Source organism: Hymenobacter sp. YIM 151500-1, assembly GCF_025979885.1.
Classification (GTDB): Bacteria; Bacteroidota; Bacteroidia; order Cytophagales; family Hymenobacteraceae; genus Hymenobacter.
The window spans coordinates 3,322,081-3,339,980 of the sequence record NZ_CP110139.1 but is presented as its reverse complement, the minus strand read 5'-3'; the positions used below and the strand labels follow the sequence as shown (position 1 = coordinate 3,339,980).

The window sequence follows — 17,900 nt, the reverse complement described above, 5'->3', positions numbered from 1 at the left end:
AGGAATGACACGTTCAGTTTACACTTGAATAACGCCCTTCTTGACGGCGTAGATAACCAGGCCGACAATGTTTTTGGCCCCGATTTTCTCAAACAAACGGGTGCGGTAGCCTTCCACGGTGCGCACACTCAGAAAGAGCTTGTCGGCAATTTCGACGTTGGAATATTCCTGGCAGAGCAGCTGGAGCACTTCGGTTTCGCGCTGGTTGAGCGTGGCCTCACTTTTCAGCTCCACGGGGCTCTGGCCCAGCAGCTGCTTCACCAGCGTAGCCGACAACGACTCGTTGAAGTGGAAGCCTTTGTCGTGCACGGCCGCAATGGCGGCCATGATTTCGTCGGGTTCGGCGCTTTTCAGCAGGTAGCCACGGGCCCCGGCCTTCATCATGTCCACAATGTACTTGTCCTCGTCGTACATGGATAGGGCCAGCACCTTGGTGTGCGGGTACCGCTCAAGCACCAGGGCCGTGGCTTGCAACCCATCCAGCTCGGGCATGTTGATGTCCATCAGCACCACATCCACGGGGTGCTGGGCTAGCAGTTCCAGCAGGTGGCTGCCCGAGGCGGCTTCTACTAGCACCTGTACCTGCGGATAGTCTTCCAACAGCGCCTTCAGGCCCTCCCGAAAAATCTTGTGGTCGTCGGCAATAGCCAGGCGAATGTGTGCCATAGGGGTGAGTGAAAGTGCGGCGGCTAGGACGAGTGGGTGGGCCCGGCCAGCGGCACCCGAATCTGGGTGAGCGTACCGCCCGTGGGCCCCGGCCCGGTTTGCAGTTCACCGCGCAGCAAGGCCACGCGGCTTTCCAGGTTTTTCAGGCCCAGGCCCGGCGTTACGTGGTCGGGCCGAAACCCCACGCCATCGTCGGCGAAAGTAAGCAGCAGCCAGGCCGGCTCCTGCTCCACCGAAAACCGGATAGTGGTAGCCTGGGCGTGTTTGATGGCGTTGTTGAACAGCTCCTGCGCCACCCGGTACAGCGTAACCTCGATTTCCTGGCTGTAGCGGCCTACGTGTGCAGAAGCGTGAAAGACAACCTGAATACCGGTGGCTTTTTCGACCTTGCCGGCCAGGTGCTGCAAGGCCTCCACCAGCCCAAAATTGGTGAGCAGGGGCGGCAGAATATTGCGGATAATATGGCGGATTTCAATTAGGCAGTCCTCGGCCAGGCCGCTGGTTTCGGTGAGCAGGGCTTGCGCCGGCGCCGATGGGTCGGCGGCCTGGGCCTCCATTTTCTGGAGCCGGTGCAGATTGAGCTTAATCACCGACAGCACCTGCCCTACGCTGTCGTGCAGGTCGGCGGCCAGGCGCTGCCGCTCACTTTCCTGGGCCTCGAACACGGCTTTGAACAGCTCCTGCTGCCGGGCCGTGTGCAAGGTGCGCAGCTCTACCTGGTGGTTGATCATGCGGCGCTGGTGCAGCACGACCACCAGAAAAATAAAGACGAGCAAGATGACGACAATGACCGTCCCGATTAGCAGGACCGGAATTACGTCAGGCGCTGTGGTTTGCAAAGTAAGCCGACGGCGTAAAGAAGGTTGGCAAGAATATTCACTACCGAATGAATGGCCCAGTAGGAGTTGTAGTTGGGCTGCGGCATGCGGTTAAGCCAGTTCTGCAACATGAACAAAAACAAGTTACCAGAGAAGTAAAGCAGCACCCCCGCGTTAATCCAAAACAACGGCTGCTTTTCAATGGGCACCTCGGCAGGCTCTTGCAGCAACTGGTAGAAGTACACCAGCGCCAGCACGATAAACAACAGGCTCTGCCCGGTTATCGACAGGGAAGGAAATTGCCAGATACCTTCCAGGAAAAAGGCATTGTACCCCACAAACACCAGTCCCGCCGCTGCCGCTACCAGCACCAGGCGCCGTACCAGCTTTCCGTGCAGCGTATGGTAGTACAAAGCGGCCAGAAACAACAGGTTAACGGCGGTAAACAGGTGAAATAAGGGCAGATTACGAATCACAAAGTGGTTGGTAATAGCCAGCACCACGTCGAATAAGCCCGACAGAAAAAAGAACCACGCCAGCCGCCGCAGCACCTGGTTAAGGTTCTGGTACCTACTTCCTGCTGCCCCAATGGGCAGCAGGATAGAAAAGGCAGAAAGGTAGTTGAGGACGGAAAGCATGAATGCTGGCTTGGCCAGGAGGGAATGGGCTTACTTGCCTTGCAGTTTGCCGTCGTGCCCGCACTGGTTTGGGCACGGAATCGACATTTCGGCGATAATAGGGTCGACGCCGCCTGTTGCGTCGGCGCGCCGCGAAACGTCAGAGAAGGGAATATCACTACCGGGCAGAATACCAGTACCCGGCAGCTGGTCGGTCTGGGTAGCGTCGGCGCCTACTACCAGCAGGTGCTTGTTGTCTTCCGGGTCAATGGCGTAATAGATGCGCAGGCCCATGCAGCCAGGCTGGGCCAGGATTTTCTCCAGAATATTCCGCCCGAAGAAATGAGCCTTCACCTGCTTAGGGTTTTGCTCACGATACCTTCTTGTCCAGTCAACGGCGGTTTCCAAGTCAATGGGGCCGGCTTCATCGCCTGTAAACTTACCTTCAAAATTGAGTGGGGAGTCCCCGCCAACAGTTTGTTCCATACTTAAGAAAGTGGAAAAGAGTGGATAAATAAATTTCTGCTGAAACTACTAGTTCGGGCGCTACGGGCAAAACTACGGTTCAGCACAGCCCAGGCTTGGTAGTTGAGTAAGTGGCTTATTTACAGAATTATATAGACTGCTTGTGCGTGCCAGCGCGCACGAAAATACCGTGCTAGCACGCATACGCTATTGCGTAGTGAAGCCCCCGCAATTTGGGTAGTAGCGCCCTTGAGAGGCGTGGCGGGCAAGGCCAACTTTGCCATCGTCAATCCGCTACTTCTCTAGGCCGGCTACGAGTGAGAAAGTGGATTGCCCTTCCTAACAAGCAGTGCAAGCAATCCATAATTCATCCAACACTTTCTTTCCATGATCAAGCAACGCATAGCACAGTTGGCCTTCTTGGCCACACTGGGCCTGACCACCGCCTGCGAACAAACCGATGTAGTTCCCAAACTGGCTGGTTCCGCAGCAACCCGGAGCCAGATGGCTTCCATCGAAGACCGCCACCAGCTAGCCCAATTGCTAGCGGCCGAGCTAGGCTCCAACAGCGCATTGCGCGAATTTCTGCGCGACCAGGCCCTCAAGCAGTTCGACGGGGATTATGATGTGCTGTATCAGCGCGTAGCGGAGCAGCGCATTGGCGGCGAAACTCTGGAAGACATCTTCACCCGCCAGTTTGTAAAACAATCAGCCCAGCAAGGCCGCAATACTTCAACTGAGGAAGCTCAGGCTTGGGTACAGCGTACCATTGCCGGTATTCCGCTCTGCCAGTTCTCGGTGCCGTTGCACTGCGAAGAGTGGGACCCGGCGTATGCCCCCACAGTGGTGGCACTGCCGGAAGATTTCGACGATATGAAAGTGGAAACGCTCCGCGCTTTCAACCAGGATGGCAAAGAGGAAATCCTGAACGCCAAAGAAGAGCCCAAGTTGCCCGTAGTGGTTATCGGAACGTGCGAGCGGGTAGATGAAAAAGGAGAGCTGCTGCCTGGATTTGATGACAACACGGCGGAGCGCCTGAATGGCGCCGCCGAGCGGCTGGAGCGGTACCAGATACCCGATATTGGCGAAATTGAAGGCTGGCCAATGGGCGGCCCGGAAATAAGTATGCAGTATTGGGTAGCTCCTATGCCAAGTTATGGTGGTCCTCCTCCCTATACTCCGGCCGTGGCACCTTTCTATCTGGGTACGTGGCAAACTAACCCGAGCCGTAACTCAGTAAAAAATCAGCAATGGATTAGCCGGGGCAACCTGCTCTACTATTGGGACGTGTATCAGTATGGCAATACATTCCGTGATATCTGGGTGGAGCAGGACCCTGGTCCCAGAATCCAGCTCAACCTTACCGTGACGCTGCCTAAGGGGGTTAAAATCACCTTTAACCCCCAGATTGGGGCCAATGACGAGCGGATGGGAGAGCAGTTTGTCGGCTTCAACGACCCGCACTGGCCCCAGAACCAGAACACGCCCTACTCTCCGGGCAAGGTGAACTACTTCCGCGGTAGCTACTAGCCCAGCTCACTACCAGTACCCACGGGCGAACCGGGCAAACCTGCCTTGTTCGCCCGTGATACGGGCTACCGAATTGCTGCGCCAAGCCCACTGGGAGCCGAGCTGTAGCACGAGCTTTTTTAGAAGCATTTGCCTGGCTTTCGCCTTTGCCTGCCAACCCATGAGGCCGCGGGTGTAAAGGCGTGTTTCCTGCCCTTGCACGTGGGTTGCCAAGGCCGCGCCTTGGTGCCGTCGGCTGCCCGCAACACGTGCCAGTACCATGCCCAACCTCACTTGTAGCAGCAGCGAGCCTACTGCTGTCAGCTGGCGCATGGCCGTTGTCTTTCACTTCCAACCCTACAAACTTAGCTTATGCTCACATCGCTACAGAAGGGCCTCATCCTGTTGGGGATGGTCCTGCTTCCATGTGCCACGCAGGCGCAGGAAAAATACTTCGCGTATTCGCCTGACGGAAAAGTCAGCTTCACCCAAAACCTCACCTACCTCTCCGTGGGCTACAAAGATCCGGGGAAGATTAAAGCCCAGCTGGCGGCTTCCGAGTTCAGCAACCTATTTGTCCTGGAAGAGCAGCCCTTTGGCCCATCGGGGCGGCTGGATGTGCTGAAGCTGAAAGAGGGAGCCACCCAGCAAGAGGTGGAGAATCTGCGCCAGGAGCTCAGGGCCAATTCTAATGTGGAATTTGCGGAGCCCGTGCTGGAGTACGAAGATGGTACGCTGCAGGGCTTGCGGGATGAGTTCTTCGTGGGCCTGCACTCAGCCAAAGAGTATGCTGCCTTGGAGGAGCTAGCCAAGCAAGAAGGGCTGACCATCACTGCGGAGCCATCCTTGGATAACGCCTACCGCCTGACGGTTGACAAAACCAATCCTAAGAGTGCCCTGGAGCTAGCGAATCAGTTTTTTGAAACGGGGAAATTTGCTTTTTCCGAACCTAACTATACCCGCTTGCTCACTGCCTACACCAACGACCCCGCCTACGCGCAGCAGTGGGCCCTGGAGAATACCGGCTCACCACTACAGTACAGCGGCACTCCCGATGCCGACATGGACGTGCCAGAAGCATGGGGTATCACCACGGGTAGTGCCACCATCAAAGTGGCCATTCTGGACGAAGGAGTTGAATTAACCCATCCCGACCTGCAAGCCAACCTGTTGCCGGGGTATGATGCCACGGGCAATGGTAGTGCTGGGGCACCCTGGAACAACGACTCCCACGGCACTGCCTGCGCCGGTATTGTGGCGGCGGTTGGCAACAATGGCCTGGGCGGCGCCGGGGTGGCCTACAACAGCAAGATTGTGCCAGTGCGAATTGCCTATCAGGTAAATCGGCGCTGGATTACCGACGACCAGAAAATAGCACGCGGAATTGACTACGCGTGGCGCACCGCGCAGGCCGATGTGCTCAGCAACTCTTGGGGTGGAGGCTCTTCCTCCTCGCTCATCAACGGCGCCATCTCAGGGGCAACTACCCAAGGCCGCAACGGAAAAGGGGCTGTGGTGTTGTTTTCTTCGGGCAACTACTACTCTGGCCAAAGATCAAGCGTTCGTTACCCGGCCAGATTACCGGAGGTGCTAGCCGTGGGCGCTACTTCCATGTGCGACCAGCGCAAGAGCTTCTCTTCCTGTGATAGGGAAAATAACTGGGCTTCCTGTTTCGGGTCGGAGCTGGATGTGGTGGCTCCGGGCGTAAAAATCTTCACCACCGGCTTACGGGGAGGGTACATTCCAAACTTCAATGGTACCTCGGCTGCTTGCCCCCAGGTAGCGGGTGTGGCCGCCCTGATGTTGTCGCTGAACCCGGACCTGACCCGCCAGCAGGTAACGGATAGAATTATCTACAGCGCCGACAAAACCGGCGGCTATGCCTACGCGGAGGGCCTAAGCTCCAACCGCCGCGACAATGAAATGGGGTACGGCCGCGTCAATGCGCACCGGGCCTTGCAATATACTTTGTCACCGGCCGGCTGCTGGCAGTACGGTTTCCTGAGCCAGTACAGCAACTCCGAGCGGTCCAATAACGGCTATTACATGGCGGTGGGAGCCGGAAACCTGATTTCCTATTCTGGCGATGATGGCTGGATGCGGTTTTATTACTGGGACAACAACCGCTGGCAGCATGGCCAGCCGACGCAAACCTGGGACACCAGTGAGAGAGTGGATGGCGCCATAGCCGTAGCCCAGCCTTCCAACACGCAGTTTTACCGGGGCCCCGATGGAAAAGTGCACACCTATTACTGGACATCCGGTAATGGGTGGGTGCACAGTCGCCTGACCCGCACTAACAGCAGCGGCGAAAACGTAGATAACGGACGATTCACTATTTCTGTCGGCAAGAATGATCAGGTGGTGTACATAGGAGCCGATAAGTGGGTGCACGCCTACACTTACAACAGCGCCACCAGCCAGTGGGACCATAGCTACCTGAGCACCACGTTTAACGGCAATGAGCAGGCCGACGGATCTGTAGTGGCTTGCCCCGCCGATGGGAATATTTATTACCGCGGGCAGGATGGCAAAATGCACGTTTACTACCTCAGCAACGGGCAATGGGTGCACGGCTGGATGGTGCAGAACTGGAATGGCAATGAAGACGTGAGCGGACAGATTGACGTAAGCCCCGATGGCTCATCGGTGTACTATACCGGGGCCGATGGCTGGATTCAGCGCTATTACTGGGCCAATGGCCGGTGGAACCACGAGCGACTTACTACTTCGTTTGATGGGTCGGAGCAGCATACCGGCTCCCTGTCCGTGGATGAAGGTGGGAAGGTATACTTCCACAACAGCAACCATGTACGGGTTTACTACCAGGACAATGGCGTGTGGCATTGCGGGTACTTGGTGCAAGACTGGAATAATGGGGCCGAAAGAGCCAACTCCAACACCCAGGTGCTGGCCGGCAGCGGGGGGCAGGTATTCTACGCCGACGAAAGCGGCTTCATGAATGTGTACTATTGGGCGAACTGCTACGCCCGTGGCACAGCTGCAACAGCTTCAGCACAACCTACAAAGACGGTTACAGCCCAGGCCGCCAAGCCAGCCGGCCAGTCACCACTGCCAGAAGCCACTATTCTGTTCCCGAACCCAACTACTGGGCAGACAACTTTATCCTATGAAGTCAAGAGCGCCCAACCTGTAATTGTTGAGGTAACTACCCTGACCGGGCAGCGGCTACTGCAGCAGCAAACGCAGGCCAGGGCCGGGCGCAACGACCTGGACCTGAACTTACACGGTGCTCCCAATGGCTTGCATATTGTGACGATAAAATCGAATGGTAAGGTTGTGTCAAGAACGAAGCTTATGGTGGCGAAGTAGCTTTTATCGTTAGTTGCTATACCAATCCGAAGTCCGAATAATCTAGGGTAAAGTTAGAAACGCAGCACCCCGACCAGGCCTGGTCGGGGTGCTGCCGCTTTCATACCTGCCTGTGCTACGACAGCGCCTGCGGGGCTGGGGAGCCGCCCCCGGCGGGTCGGCTCTTATCCTGGGGCAGGGGCACAAACTCGGCGTTGTCGTTGGGCGGGAGGGCAATGCGGCCGGCTTGCCAGTCGGCCTTGGCCTGCTCGATTCTTTCGCGGCGGGAGGAGACGAAGTTCCACCAGATAAACCGCTCCCCCAGCGGCTCGCCGCCCAGCAGCATGAGGGTGCAGGCCTCGCGGGCTACCAGCACGGGGTCGTGGCCGGGCGTGAAGACGAGCAGCTGGCCTACGCCGTAGGTGCGGCCAGCCACTTCCACGCTGCCTTTGGCCACGTAGGCGCCCCGCTCGGGGTAGCCGCGTGGCAGCCCAAACCGGGCGCCGGGCTGCAGCACCACGTGCACGTAGAACAAGGGCGAATGGGTGCGTACCTCGTTGTGCAGGCCAAAGGCCTCGCCAGCAATCAGCCGCAGCCACACGCCGGGCTCGGTGAAGATGGGCAGCTCCTGGGGTTGGTAGTTGGTAAAGGCCGGGGCGCTTTCCTCGGCCGCTTCGGGCAGGGCCACCCAGGTTTGCAGCATCTCCAGGGTGCCGCCGGCCAGCGAAGCCGGATCCTCGAACCGCTCGGAGTGGGCAATGCCGGAGCCGGCCGTCATCCAGTTCACCTCGCCCGGCCGAATCACCTGCTCCACCCCCAGGCTGTCGCGGTGCGTGACCTGGCCCCCAAACAGGTAGCTGACCGTGCTTAGGCCAATGTGGGGGTGAGGCAGCACGTCGAGGCTCGGGAGCTGCTCGGGCGCCAGCTGCACCGGCCCGGCGTGGTCCATGAAGATAAACGGCCCCAGCATGCGCCGCAGGCGGTAGGGCAGGATGCGCTTCACTTCAAAGCCGGGGCTCAGCGCGGCCGGGCGCGCGTCAATAACCAGGTCGAGCATACACTGTAGGGTAAGTCGGTGGAAAAACGCTCTGAACTCTCCGCGCAAGGGGCTGGCTGAGAGGCCGAAAGATACTGATTATCCTATTGGCGGAGAGCCGCCTTGCCCCGCTGGCGCCAGCCAGGGCTGGCGCCAGGCCGCGTACGGGCACCTACCGGTTGCTCAACTTTGTGGCGGAAAAGTGTAATCTTGAGCTGGTCTTAAGCGGTGTTTTCAGCGTAGAGCTACCCTATGTCTTTTAAAGCCCCGATTTGTTTACTTTACTTGGGTTTGGGCGGTGTAGTGCTAACGGCCTTGCCCGGCTGCCAGCCGGACCGGGCTGCCCAGCGCCCCGAGCCAGCCACGGCACCCGCCCTGGCCGATACGCTGGCCCTCGATTCGGTGACGACGCCGGTGAGTGCTGCCCCCGTGCAGCGTACCTGGCACCATGTGGCCCGGCCCACGGCTAAGCGGGCTCCGCTGGTGGTGTACCGCCGCGGTGTGCGCCGCCCGGCAGGTATGTCGGCCGCTGCGCTGCCCGCCGAGGCCCGCTTGCAGGACCTCACCCTCAAAGCCAGCGAATATTTTCAGATTGACCCCACCCGGCCGGCCGAAGTGCGGGGCCGGGAGGGCACGGTGGTGCGCATTCCGGCCGGCGCCTTGGTGAATAGTCGCCAGCAGCCGGCCGCCGGCGCCGTGTGGGTGGAGCTGAAGGAATGCTACACCGCCTCGGACTTGCTGCTCTCCAACCTGCTCACCGAAACCGCGGCCGGCGTGCCGCTGGAGCTGGCCGGGGCCGTGCTGGTGCGGGCCACCGCCGGCGGGCAGCAGCTGGCCCTGGCGGCGGGTCGCACCGTGCAGCTGGAGCTGGCCGGGGCCCGGCAGCCGCACCTGTTTTACGGCCAGGCCGGCCCCGCCGACGCCGTGCGCTGGACGGCCGGCGAAGAGGCCGCTCCGGCTTCGGAGCAGGTGTACACCACCGCCGAGCAGATGCCCCGCTACGGCCGCGGCCCCGCCGACATCAACCGCCTGATTCGCTACCCGCGCCAGGCGCAGGAGAGCCGCACTGAGGGCCTCGTGTTTGCCTCGTTTGTGGTGGACGAAACCGGCCGCGTCACCAGCCCGCGCATCTTGCGGGGCCTGGGCAACGGCTGCGACGAAGAAGTGCTGCGGGTACTGCGCCAGACCTCGGGCCGCTGGACTCCCGGCCAGCACGAGGGGCGCTTTGTGAAGGTGAAGCTGGTGCTGCCCATCCGCTTTGCGCTCCAGGAAGAAGGCCTGGCCTCCACCACAACGGAAGCTTCGCCTCCGGCTGATGCCGAAACGGCCCCGCCCCCGAGCGAAGAGCTGCCCGAGGCCCCGGCTGCCTTGCGCATTTCGCGCCTGGGCTGGGTGGCCGGCGGCGAGCCGTGGACCGAAACGGCGGCTTCCCTGCTGGTGCCTGCCGCTCCCGACGCCAACACGGCCCTGCGCCTGCTGGTGCCGGGCCGCCGCGTGGTGCTGGCCGGCCAGCCCCGGTCGGGGGGGTATGAGTTTGGGGCCACGCCCGCCGCGGCCCAGTATGTGCTGGTGGGGCTGCGCTACGAAAACGGCACGCCCTTCCTGGCCCGGCACGACGCCCAGGCCGGCAGTGCGCCCCCCGATTCCCTGCAATTCCGCGAAACTACCCTGGCCGACCTGGAAACTGTGCTGGCCCGCCTGGATTAGCCGCTGCTCATGCGCCAGAGTTGCCCCACCAGGCTGAAGCTCCCCGCGGCTCAGCCTGGTGGGGCTTTTTTGGGGGTAGCTGGCTGGTAATGAAGCTGGTGTTTGCCGAGTAGAAGTAGCAGTTGAGCCCCCGTAAAGGCCGGCTGACCGACGCTCCACGGCTGAGGCTGTGGGGCAGGCAAGGGGCAGTAGCAGAGGACGCTATATTTGGAAGCCAGCAGTTCAGCTTCCGCGCTCTTCTCTCTACCCCGGCTCTATGCAGAAACTTCTACTCCGAATCACTCTTCTGGGGATGGTGCTACTACTGGGACCTGTGGGTGCCGCAGCGCAAACGCCCGCACCCACTCCCAAACCGGCCGGGTGGGCCGTGTACGTCACCGCTCACCCCGACGACTGGCAGCTGTTTATGGGCGGCAGCGCCTGCGACGATGTGCAGCGCACGCGCCGGAAGGTGGTATTCATCTGCCTTACCGCCGGGCAGGCCGATCAGCCCGAAGACGCGTACTGGCAAGCCCGCGAGGTGAGCTGCCGGGCGGCTATGCAGCAAGCCGTTCAGCTGCCCAATAAGCAAAGTCCGCTGCCGGCTGCTACCACGCTCATCATCAACCAGCATGCGGTGGTGGTAGCCCGGTCCCACAATGCAGTGGCGTACTTCCTGCGCCTGCCCGATGGCAACCTCAACGGCCGAGGCCAGGCGCGCGGTGGCTACCAAAGCCTGCAGCAGCTGCGCGACGCGGGCCGGGCCATGCTGCCGCTGGACGGCGGAAAGCCCTACCAAAACTGGAACGAGCTGGTGGCTACTGTGCGGCACATCTTGCGCCGCGAAGCCGTGCCAGGCCAGCTGGCCCTGCACGCCCCGATGCCCGACAGCAAGCTCAACCCCGGCGACCATTCCGACCACCGCATGGCGGGTCTCGTGGCCCTGGCTGCTACGGCCCGCACCGAGTGCTGCTACCGCCTGTACGTGGGCTACGACAGCCGGCGGCGCCCGGCCAACCTTACCTCTGAGCAAGCCGCCAACCAGCTGCTGGTGTACCAGGCCTACAGCCAATCCATGCGCGAGCTGGGGCAGTACCCGTCGTGGGACGCTCAGCACCTGAGCTATATTGGCCGGCAGTACGCGCACGTGCGCCACACCACCGGCGCCTCCCTGCTGGATGCCACTGCCCCGGCCCCCACCCCAGGGCCTGTCCCGCCGCCCGGCACCCCCGACGACCTGGAGGAAGGAGCCAGCACCGACGTAGTGCTGGAGCCTAACTTCCCGAATCCGTTTGATACCTCCACCCTGCTGGTCTACCGCCTGCCGGCCGCCGCACCCGTGTGGCTGCGTGTGCTCGATGCGCAGGGCCGCGAAGTGCTGCGTCCGCTTAAAGGGGCCGTGCAGGCCGCCGGTAGCCACGAGCAGTGGCTGGACGTTACCAGCTTCCCAGCCGCCGGGCTGTACGTGGCTGAGCTGCGGGCCGGAAACCAGCGTCGGACATGCCGGCTTCATTTGGTGCGGTAGCTCCCCAGGCCAGCCACAGCGGGAGGTATTTCATAGCAGTTTCGGGACCGGTGTAGCTGGGGTGTAGAGACGCGACCCTTCGCGTCTCGGCGTTGACCGACGCTGCTTGAACAACCATCGACTAAACGGCGCGGAAGACGAGACGCGAAGGGTCGCGTCTCTACACTCCAGAGAAGCCGCTTCTTAAAGCCATTCGACAAAAGTGTTTCAGCCTTCGGAGTGGGGTAAAGACGCGCACCACAGGAAGACGTAGCCAAGGGTCGTGCCTTTACAAGCAGGGTGATGCTGCAACAACTACCACCAACCGCTGCTTAACTCCACCGCTTTCCAAGCCCTACACCTGCACTGGCTGGGCCACGGCTGCGGCTTGCAACGACGAGTCCCGGATCAGCAGATCGGGTTGGAGCACGATGCGGCGGGGCGAAAACTTGCTGGTTTTCTCCTCCAGCATCTCCAGAAACAGCCGCACCGCCGACTGGCCCATCTGCTCGCAGCGCTGGTCGATGGAGGTGAGCATGGGCTCGGTGAGGGAGGTGAAGGTTTCGTTGCTGAAGCCGGCCAGGGCAATGTCCTGGGGCACGCGCAGACCCCGGCTTTTGATGACTTGCAGGGCGCCCACGATGGAAAAGTCGCTGGCCGAAAACACGGCGTCGGGCGGGTGGGGCAGGCTCAGCAGGCGCTCCATGCCCTCCATGCCGTCTTCCTGGGTCATGTCGCAGTAGAAAATCAGGTCTTCATCCAGCGGCAGGCCGTGTTCCAGCAGGGCGTCGACGTAGCCCTGGCGGCGGTTTTTGTAGATGTTCAGGTGCTGGGGCCCGCCAAAGTGGGCAATGCGGCGGCAGCCCTGCGCAAGCAGGTGTTTGGTGGACTGGTAGCCGCCTTCCCGGTCGTCGAGCACCACGGCACTCACGTCCAGGCCATCGAGCACCCGGTCAAAAAACACCAGCGGAATTTCCTGCTTGCGCACCTTCTCGAAGTGGCGGAAGTCGCGGGTGGTGCGGGCCAACGACACCAGAATGCCTTCGACCTGGGCGCTGAGCAGGGTTTCGATGTTCTTCCGCTCGTGGGCCACATCTTCGTTCGATTGGCAGATCATCACGTTGAAGCCCGCCCGCGTGGCCACCGTTTCAATACCCTTTACCACCAAAGCAAAGAAGTGCCCGTCGATGTGCGGCACTATTACGCCCAGCAAATTGCTGCGGCCTTTGCGCAAACCCGCGGCCAGGTGGTTGGGTTGGTAGTGCAACTCGCGCGCCAGCTTCCACACCCGCTTCTTGGTAGCGTCGCTGATGCTGGCATGGTCGCTAAGGGCCCGCGAGACCGTGGAAACAGATACGCCTAGTTGCTTGGCCAGGTCAGAAATAGAAGCTTTGGTGCGCGCCACTACCGTATGAAGATTAGAATGTGAGAAACGGGTTCGGTATCCAGAAAATAATAAGCGCAACTGCTACGCAAAAATGCGTCCACTTTGTGCAAAAGTAGTGGGTCTTTTGCGCTGATAATAAGAACCCTTGAAGCTGGGCCGGAACAGTGCCGCTTCCGCTATTTTTTTCCGGCAGTCAGGCCCGGCCAGCTGTCGGTGCGGAAGGGTGACGCGGGCAAGCCGGCCTGGTTGTAGAGGTTGGGAAACGGGCTGTTGCCCCAAGCGTAGCGCACGGCCACGGGGGCAGGCACCTGCTCACTCCAGACTACCAGCGTGTTGCCTTCCACTCGGCCCTTCGCCCACACAAAGCGGCGGTCAGGGCCGGCAATGGCAAAGCTTTTCAGAAAAGCCCCAGCCGTGTCGCGGAGCACCAGCCCCCCACTGAGGCTGCCAAAGCGCAGGCGGATGCGGCCCTGCTCAACCGTGTGGCCCACCAGCGTAGGCCCGGAGGCTACTATCTGAGGCTCGAGGTAGGCCACCTGCCGCGCCGCCAGGGCCAGGCGGGCACCCACATCCTGCTTGTTGCGCGGGTGGATGTCGTTGGCGTCGCCGATGTCGAGGGCCGTGGCCATGCCGGTGTGGGGCAGGGCCAGGGCGGCCCGCTGGGCGTCGCGCAGCTCGGCCCAGGAGTAATCAGCGGGCTGGAGCAGGTCGTGCTGAAAGCCGGCCAGCTGCACGAACAGGAACGGCAGGTTGGGCTCCCGGAACTGCTGGCGCCAGTCTTGGATAAGGGCCGGGAAGAGGCGGCGGTACTGCTCGGCCCGCTCGGCGTTGTCTTCGCCCTGGTACCAAATCACACCCTTCAAAGCCATTGGCCGCAGGGGTGCAATCATGCCGTTGAAGAGCAAGGTGGGGGCTTTCTGCGGCACCGGCGGCAATGGGCTCGGCGGCACCTCGCGCAGATTAAATCCTACCCGGTATTGCCAGGGGCCAGCCAGGGGCAGGCGGGTGCCGCCCGCTTCGGCCTGCAAACCGTCGGGCGGACCCCACACGCCCCCTCCCCACCCTTGGTCGAACACGCGGATGGTCAGCACATTACGGCCCGCCTGCACCAGCCGGGCGGGTACCTGGTACTGGCGAGGCTGGTCGTAGCCGGCCGTGTGGCCCACCAGCACCCCGTTAAAATAGGTGGAGTCGTTGTCGTCGATGGGGCCCAGGCGCAGGGTGAGGGGCTGGCCCGCGGCAGCCGGAGGCAGCGTCAGGTCGCGCCGCAGCCACAGCACGCCGTCGAAGTCGCGCAGGGTCGGGGTGGTTTCTTCCCACAGGCCGGGCAGCGGCATCTGGGCCCAGGTGCTGGCATCGAAGGCCGGAGCCGCCCAGGCTGGCCCCGCGGGCTGGTAGCCCTGGTCGTAGCCCCGCAGCACGGCTTGCCAGGCCCGGCCCTTCTGGGCGAAGCGCGCTGCCACCTGATCGGGCGGGGCCGCTGTAGCCGCCAGCTCGCCCATCGTCGCCCGAAACTCCGGGAAAGGGCGCAGCGCCTCGGCGCTCATCCAGGCCTCGGCTGGCGTGCCGCCCCATTCGCTGCTGATAAGCCCAATTGGCACCTTGTAACGCCGGTGTAGGTCGCGCCCGAAAAAGTACGCCACGGCCGAAAAGTCGCCCACCGTTTGGGGGCTGCACACCTGCCACCCCGCGCTAGTCGCCGCTTCAGCCTGAGGCTGGAAGGCTACCGTGTTGGTAACGTTGAACAGGCGAATCTGCGGGTACGTGGCCTGGGCAATTTCCTGCTGGTAGTTAAGCACTTCGCGCAGGGGCCATTCCATGTTCGACTGCCCCGAAGCCAGCCACACGTCGCCCACCAACACATCGGTCAGGCGCAGGGTGGTGCGGCCGCGTACTACCAGCTCGTAGGGCCCGCCGGCGGGCGTGGCCGGCAGCGTGACGGTCCACTTGCCGCTGGGGCCGCCGGAGCGGGCCGGGTAAGTCTTACCCCGAAACGTGACGGTAACGGCTTCGCCCTGATCGGCCCAGCCCCAGAGCGGCAGCGGTTTGTCGCGCTGCAACACCATGTGGGAGCCGACCAGCGCCGGCAGCCGCACCGCCGCCCTGGCCGGCCAGCTCCACCCAACCACAACAGCGCAACACAGGAGTAGCCAACGATTCATGGGCAGAAGGTAGAGGTGAGATGGTAACAGGTGACAGGTGACAAGTAAGAGGTAAACGGTCATGCTCCATCTGGCGTCCGCTTGTCGAACCGCAGGAAGGCGCAAGCCAAGCATCTCTACCGCTTCGTTGCAATGGTATTGATTAGCCAGAGGTAAAGATGCTTGGCTTGCGCCTTCCTGCGGTTCGGCTGCGCTCAGCATGACATTTAGCCTCTGATGTCAGCACGCGAGATGCTTGGCTTGCGCCTTCCTGCGGTTCGACAGGCGGATGCCACATCGAGCAGGATGTTTCCTGGGCTATGCAGCGAAGCCATGTACGCCAGTCCAGGCCGCGGCTAGGAAGGCAACGGCTGGGGCGTGAACGTTGGGCCCTGGCAGCGCGGGCCCTCGGGCGTCCACAGCAGCGGGTCGATGCAAAGCTGCCGCTCGGTCATGGCCTCGTTCCAGGCGTGATACACCAGGTATTCGGTGCGGCCATCGGGGCCCATGATGTGGGAGTGGTGGCCGGGGCCGCGCACCTTGCCGGGTACCGAGTGGAGCACGCGCGCCCCGTTTTCGGCCCCGGCATCGGTGTAGGGACCCAGCACCGAGTCGGCCACGCACACGTCTACGCCGTACCGGTCGGTGAGAAAGTTGGCGCCGCTGTAGAAGCAGTAGTAGCGCCCTTCGTGCCGGCGTACAAACGGGCCTTCCAGCGTGTGCCACTCCGGGAAGGTCTGGTTACCGTACAGAGGCATGAGGCGGTTTTTCTCGAACACGGTCCAGTCGTGGCGGGCCCGCATGATGGTGCGCTCCTGCCCAGCCAGGCGGGTCATGCCCACCAGCTTGTCGGCCACCAGGCCCGTGCCGGGGCGGTAGCCGTTGGCCGTATCAGTATCGGTGAAGTCGCGGGCATAGAACAGGTACCACTGCCCGTCCACGTCGCGGAAGGGGTGGGCGTCGATGGTGAACTGGCTGCCGGGCACTTTAATCTGAGCTACTTCATGGTAGGGCCCGGCTGGGTTACGGCTGGTGGCCACGTGCAGGCGGTGGCCCACGGTGGCCGCAATGGCCCCGCCGCCCCGCGAATAATACATATAGAAGGTGCCCTTGTGCTCCACCACTTCCGGGGCCCAGAAGTCGGCACCGTCCGCTTCGGGGGGCGGCAGCAGGGCCCCGCCCGCCGGCTTCCAGTCGACCAGGTTAGGGGAGGTTAGCACCGTGAAAATGCGGCCATCCGAGGTGCGGCCCTTGCCAGTGGTACCAAACGCGTAGTACAGGTTTTTGTGCCGCAGCACAAACGGGTCGGGAAACTGCCCGGCGTACACGGGGTTGGTGTAGGTGCGGGCAGCGGCAGCGGCTTGCTGCCGCCACAAAGCCAGGGAAGCAAGCCCGAAGCTGGCTTGCTGCAGGAAGTGTCGGCGGGTGGGCATACGCAGGGAATAGGAGGAAAGAATGAGAGTTCGGTAGAAAACGAAGATGCAGAGAAATGTGCAAACGTTTGCATTCTCTCCGGCTATATTTTAGCTTGGCCCCGGCTGAGGCCTTCGCAGGCCTTCTAACAACGCCTTGCGCGCTTGTGGTGCGTGGCCAGAATCAGGCGTTACCGCTTGATTACCATAGCCTAAACGGGTGAAAAAGGCTGTTTTGGCTTAAGGCAAGCAGGGTGTCCACCTCTATTTTCTTCGCCGATGAAATTTTGCTACGTGTTAGGAATCTGGGGTAACCTCATGGTGGGCGGCCTGACGCAAGCGGCGGGGCAGAGCCCGGCCCCGGCCACTTTCCGCAACCCCATCCGCCCGGACGGCCCCGACCCCTGGATTGTGTACCATGCCGGGCAGTACTACTACACCAACACCACCGGCAACAACCTCACGCTTTGGAAAGCCGCCAAGCTGAGCGAGGTGGGGCGCGGCGAAGGCCGGGTGGTGTGGACGCCCCCGGCCGCGGGCCCCAACTCCCACGACATCTGGGCCCCGGAGCTGCACCGCCTCCAGGGCAAGTGGTACCTCTACTACACGGCCACCGACAAAGCCAACCCCGGCGACCAGACCCGCTACGTGTTCGTGCTAGAAAATGCCAGCGCCGACCCCACCACCGGCACCTGGACCGACAAAGGCCGCGTGCCTACCCGGTATTCGGGCCTCGACGGCACGGTGTTCGAGCATCAGGGCCAGGCCTACTTCGCGTACTCGGCCTACGTGGGGCCGCAGAGCGTGCTGTGCCTGGCGCCCCTGCGCAACCCCTGGACGCCCGACGTAGAGCGGGAAGTAATCCTGGCGCGGCCCACGCACGCCTGGGAAAAGGGCGGGGGGCGGCAGATTCTGGAAGGACCGGAGTTTCTGGCCGGGCCACGCGGGCAGCTGTTCATCGTGTACTCGGCCAGCGCCTGCTGGGACGACAACTACTGCCTGGGCCTGCTCACGGCCCCGGCCGGCGCCGACCTGCTCCGGGCCGAGTTGTGGACGAAAACTCCGGAGCCCGTTTTTCGGTCGTCGAAGGCAGCGGGCGTGTACGGGCCGGGCCACAACGGCTTCACCACCTCACCCGACGGGCGCGAAAACTGGCTGGTGTACCACGCCAAAACCGCCGCCGACGGCAAGTGCGCCGGCCGCAGCTCCCGCCTCCAGCGCTTCGGCTGGCGCCCTGATGGCACTCCTGACTTCAGTGAGCCTACGCCGCTAACTACGCCCCAGCCCCGTCCAGCGGGCGAATAAGGGGCTTTTCCTCTCTCTTACTCATTCTCGTCCTTTCCAAAC

13 protein-coding genes are annotated in these 17,900 nt (G+C 62.0%); 5 read left to right on the top strand and 8 right to left on the bottom strand.

The genetic code is table 11. The features are described 5' to 3' along the window. Positions 1–18: 18 nt before the first annotated feature. Genes OIS53_RS13975 through OIS53_RS13960 form a run of 4 tightly spaced genes read right to left on the bottom strand, consistent with a single transcriptional unit; the run spans position 19 to position 2,587 of the window. Entirely contained in the window at positions 19–666 is a 648-nt protein-coding gene (locus OIS53_RS13975; RefSeq protein WP_264679195.1) for a response regulator transcription factor, read from the bottom strand. Positions 667–689: 23 nt separating this feature from the next. Next, the gene (locus OIS53_RS13970; protein WP_264679194.1) at positions 690–1,505 is read right to left on the bottom strand and encodes a sensor histidine kinase; all 816 of its coding nucleotides are present in this window, start codon (positions 1,503–1,505) and stop codon (positions 690–692) included. Beyond that, the gene (locus OIS53_RS13965; RefSeq protein WP_264679193.1) at positions 1,481–2,122 is read right to left on the bottom strand and encodes a hypothetical protein; all 642 of its coding nucleotides are present in this window, start codon (positions 2,120–2,122) and stop codon (positions 1,481–1,483) included. The genes OIS53_RS13970 and OIS53_RS13965 overlap by 25 nt, the downstream gene beginning before the upstream one ends. Positions 2,123–2,152: 30 nt before the next feature. Further along, the gene (locus OIS53_RS13960; protein WP_264679191.1) at positions 2,153–2,587 is read right to left on the bottom strand and encodes a hypothetical protein; all 435 of its coding nucleotides are present in this window, start codon (positions 2,585–2,587) and stop codon (positions 2,153–2,155) included. A gap of 483 nt (positions 2,588–3,070) precedes the next feature. On the opposite strand from OIS53_RS13960, the gene OIS53_RS13955 reads away from it, so the two are divergent. Further along, positions 3,071–4,096 carry a hypothetical protein gene (locus tag OIS53_RS13955; protein ID WP_264679190.1) on the top strand — a complete coding sequence of 342 codons (1,026 nt, stop codon included), beginning with the start codon at positions 3,071–3,073 and terminating at the stop codon, positions 4,094–4,096. 351 nt (positions 4,097–4,447) lie between these two features. Beyond that, entirely contained in the window at positions 4,448–7,408 is a 2,961-nt protein-coding gene (locus OIS53_RS13950) for a S8 family peptidase (protein ID WP_264679189.1), read from the top strand. Between the two features lie 115 nt (positions 7,409–7,523). Here the strand turns inward: OIS53_RS13950 and OIS53_RS13945 are convergent, their stop codons facing one another. Next, a complete protein-coding gene (locus OIS53_RS13945; protein ID WP_264679188.1) occupies positions 7,524–8,444 on the bottom strand; it encodes a pirin family protein in 921 nt (306 codons plus the stop codon). 231 nt (positions 8,445–8,675) lie between these two features. On the opposite strand from OIS53_RS13945, the gene OIS53_RS13940 reads away from it, so the two are divergent. Then, on the top strand, positions 8,676–10,130 hold the full coding sequence (locus OIS53_RS13940; protein ID WP_264679187.1) for an energy transducer TonB: 1,455 nt from the start codon (positions 8,676–8,678) through the stop codon (positions 10,128–10,130). Between the two features lie 292 nt (positions 10,131–10,422). Beyond that, positions 10,423–11,634: a PIG-L family deacetylase gene (locus tag OIS53_RS13935; protein WP_264679186.1), complete on the top strand. Its 1,212-nt coding sequence runs from the start codon at positions 10,423–10,425 to the stop codon at positions 11,632–11,634. Between the two features lie 334 nt (positions 11,635–11,968). On the opposite strand, the gene OIS53_RS13930 is transcribed toward OIS53_RS13935, so the two are convergent. From OIS53_RS13930 to OIS53_RS13920, 3 genes are all read right to left on the bottom strand, one after another. Beyond that, positions 11,969–13,018 (bottom strand): LacI family DNA-binding transcriptional regulator, encoded by a 1,050-nt coding sequence (locus tag OIS53_RS13930; protein WP_264679185.1) that lies wholly within the window; start codon positions 13,016–13,018, stop codon positions 11,969–11,971. 158 nt (positions 13,019–13,176) lie between these two features. After that, entirely contained in the window at positions 13,177–15,162 is a 1,986-nt protein-coding gene (locus OIS53_RS13925; RefSeq protein WP_264679184.1) for a sialate O-acetylesterase, read from the bottom strand. A gap of 335 nt (positions 15,163–15,497) precedes the next feature. Next, positions 15,498–16,574 carry a glycoside hydrolase family 43 protein gene (locus OIS53_RS13920; protein ID WP_264679183.1) on the bottom strand — a complete coding sequence of 359 codons (1,077 nt, stop codon included), beginning with the start codon at positions 16,572–16,574 and terminating at the stop codon, positions 15,498–15,500. Positions 16,575–16,832: 258 nt separating this feature from the next. On the opposite strand from OIS53_RS13920, the gene OIS53_RS13915 reads away from it, so the two are divergent. After that, positions 16,833–17,858: a glycoside hydrolase family 43 protein gene (locus tag OIS53_RS13915; protein ID WP_264679182.1), complete on the top strand. Its 1,026-nt coding sequence runs from the start codon at positions 16,833–16,835 to the stop codon at positions 17,856–17,858. The last annotated feature ends 42 nt before the right edge of the window (positions 17,859–17,900 follow it).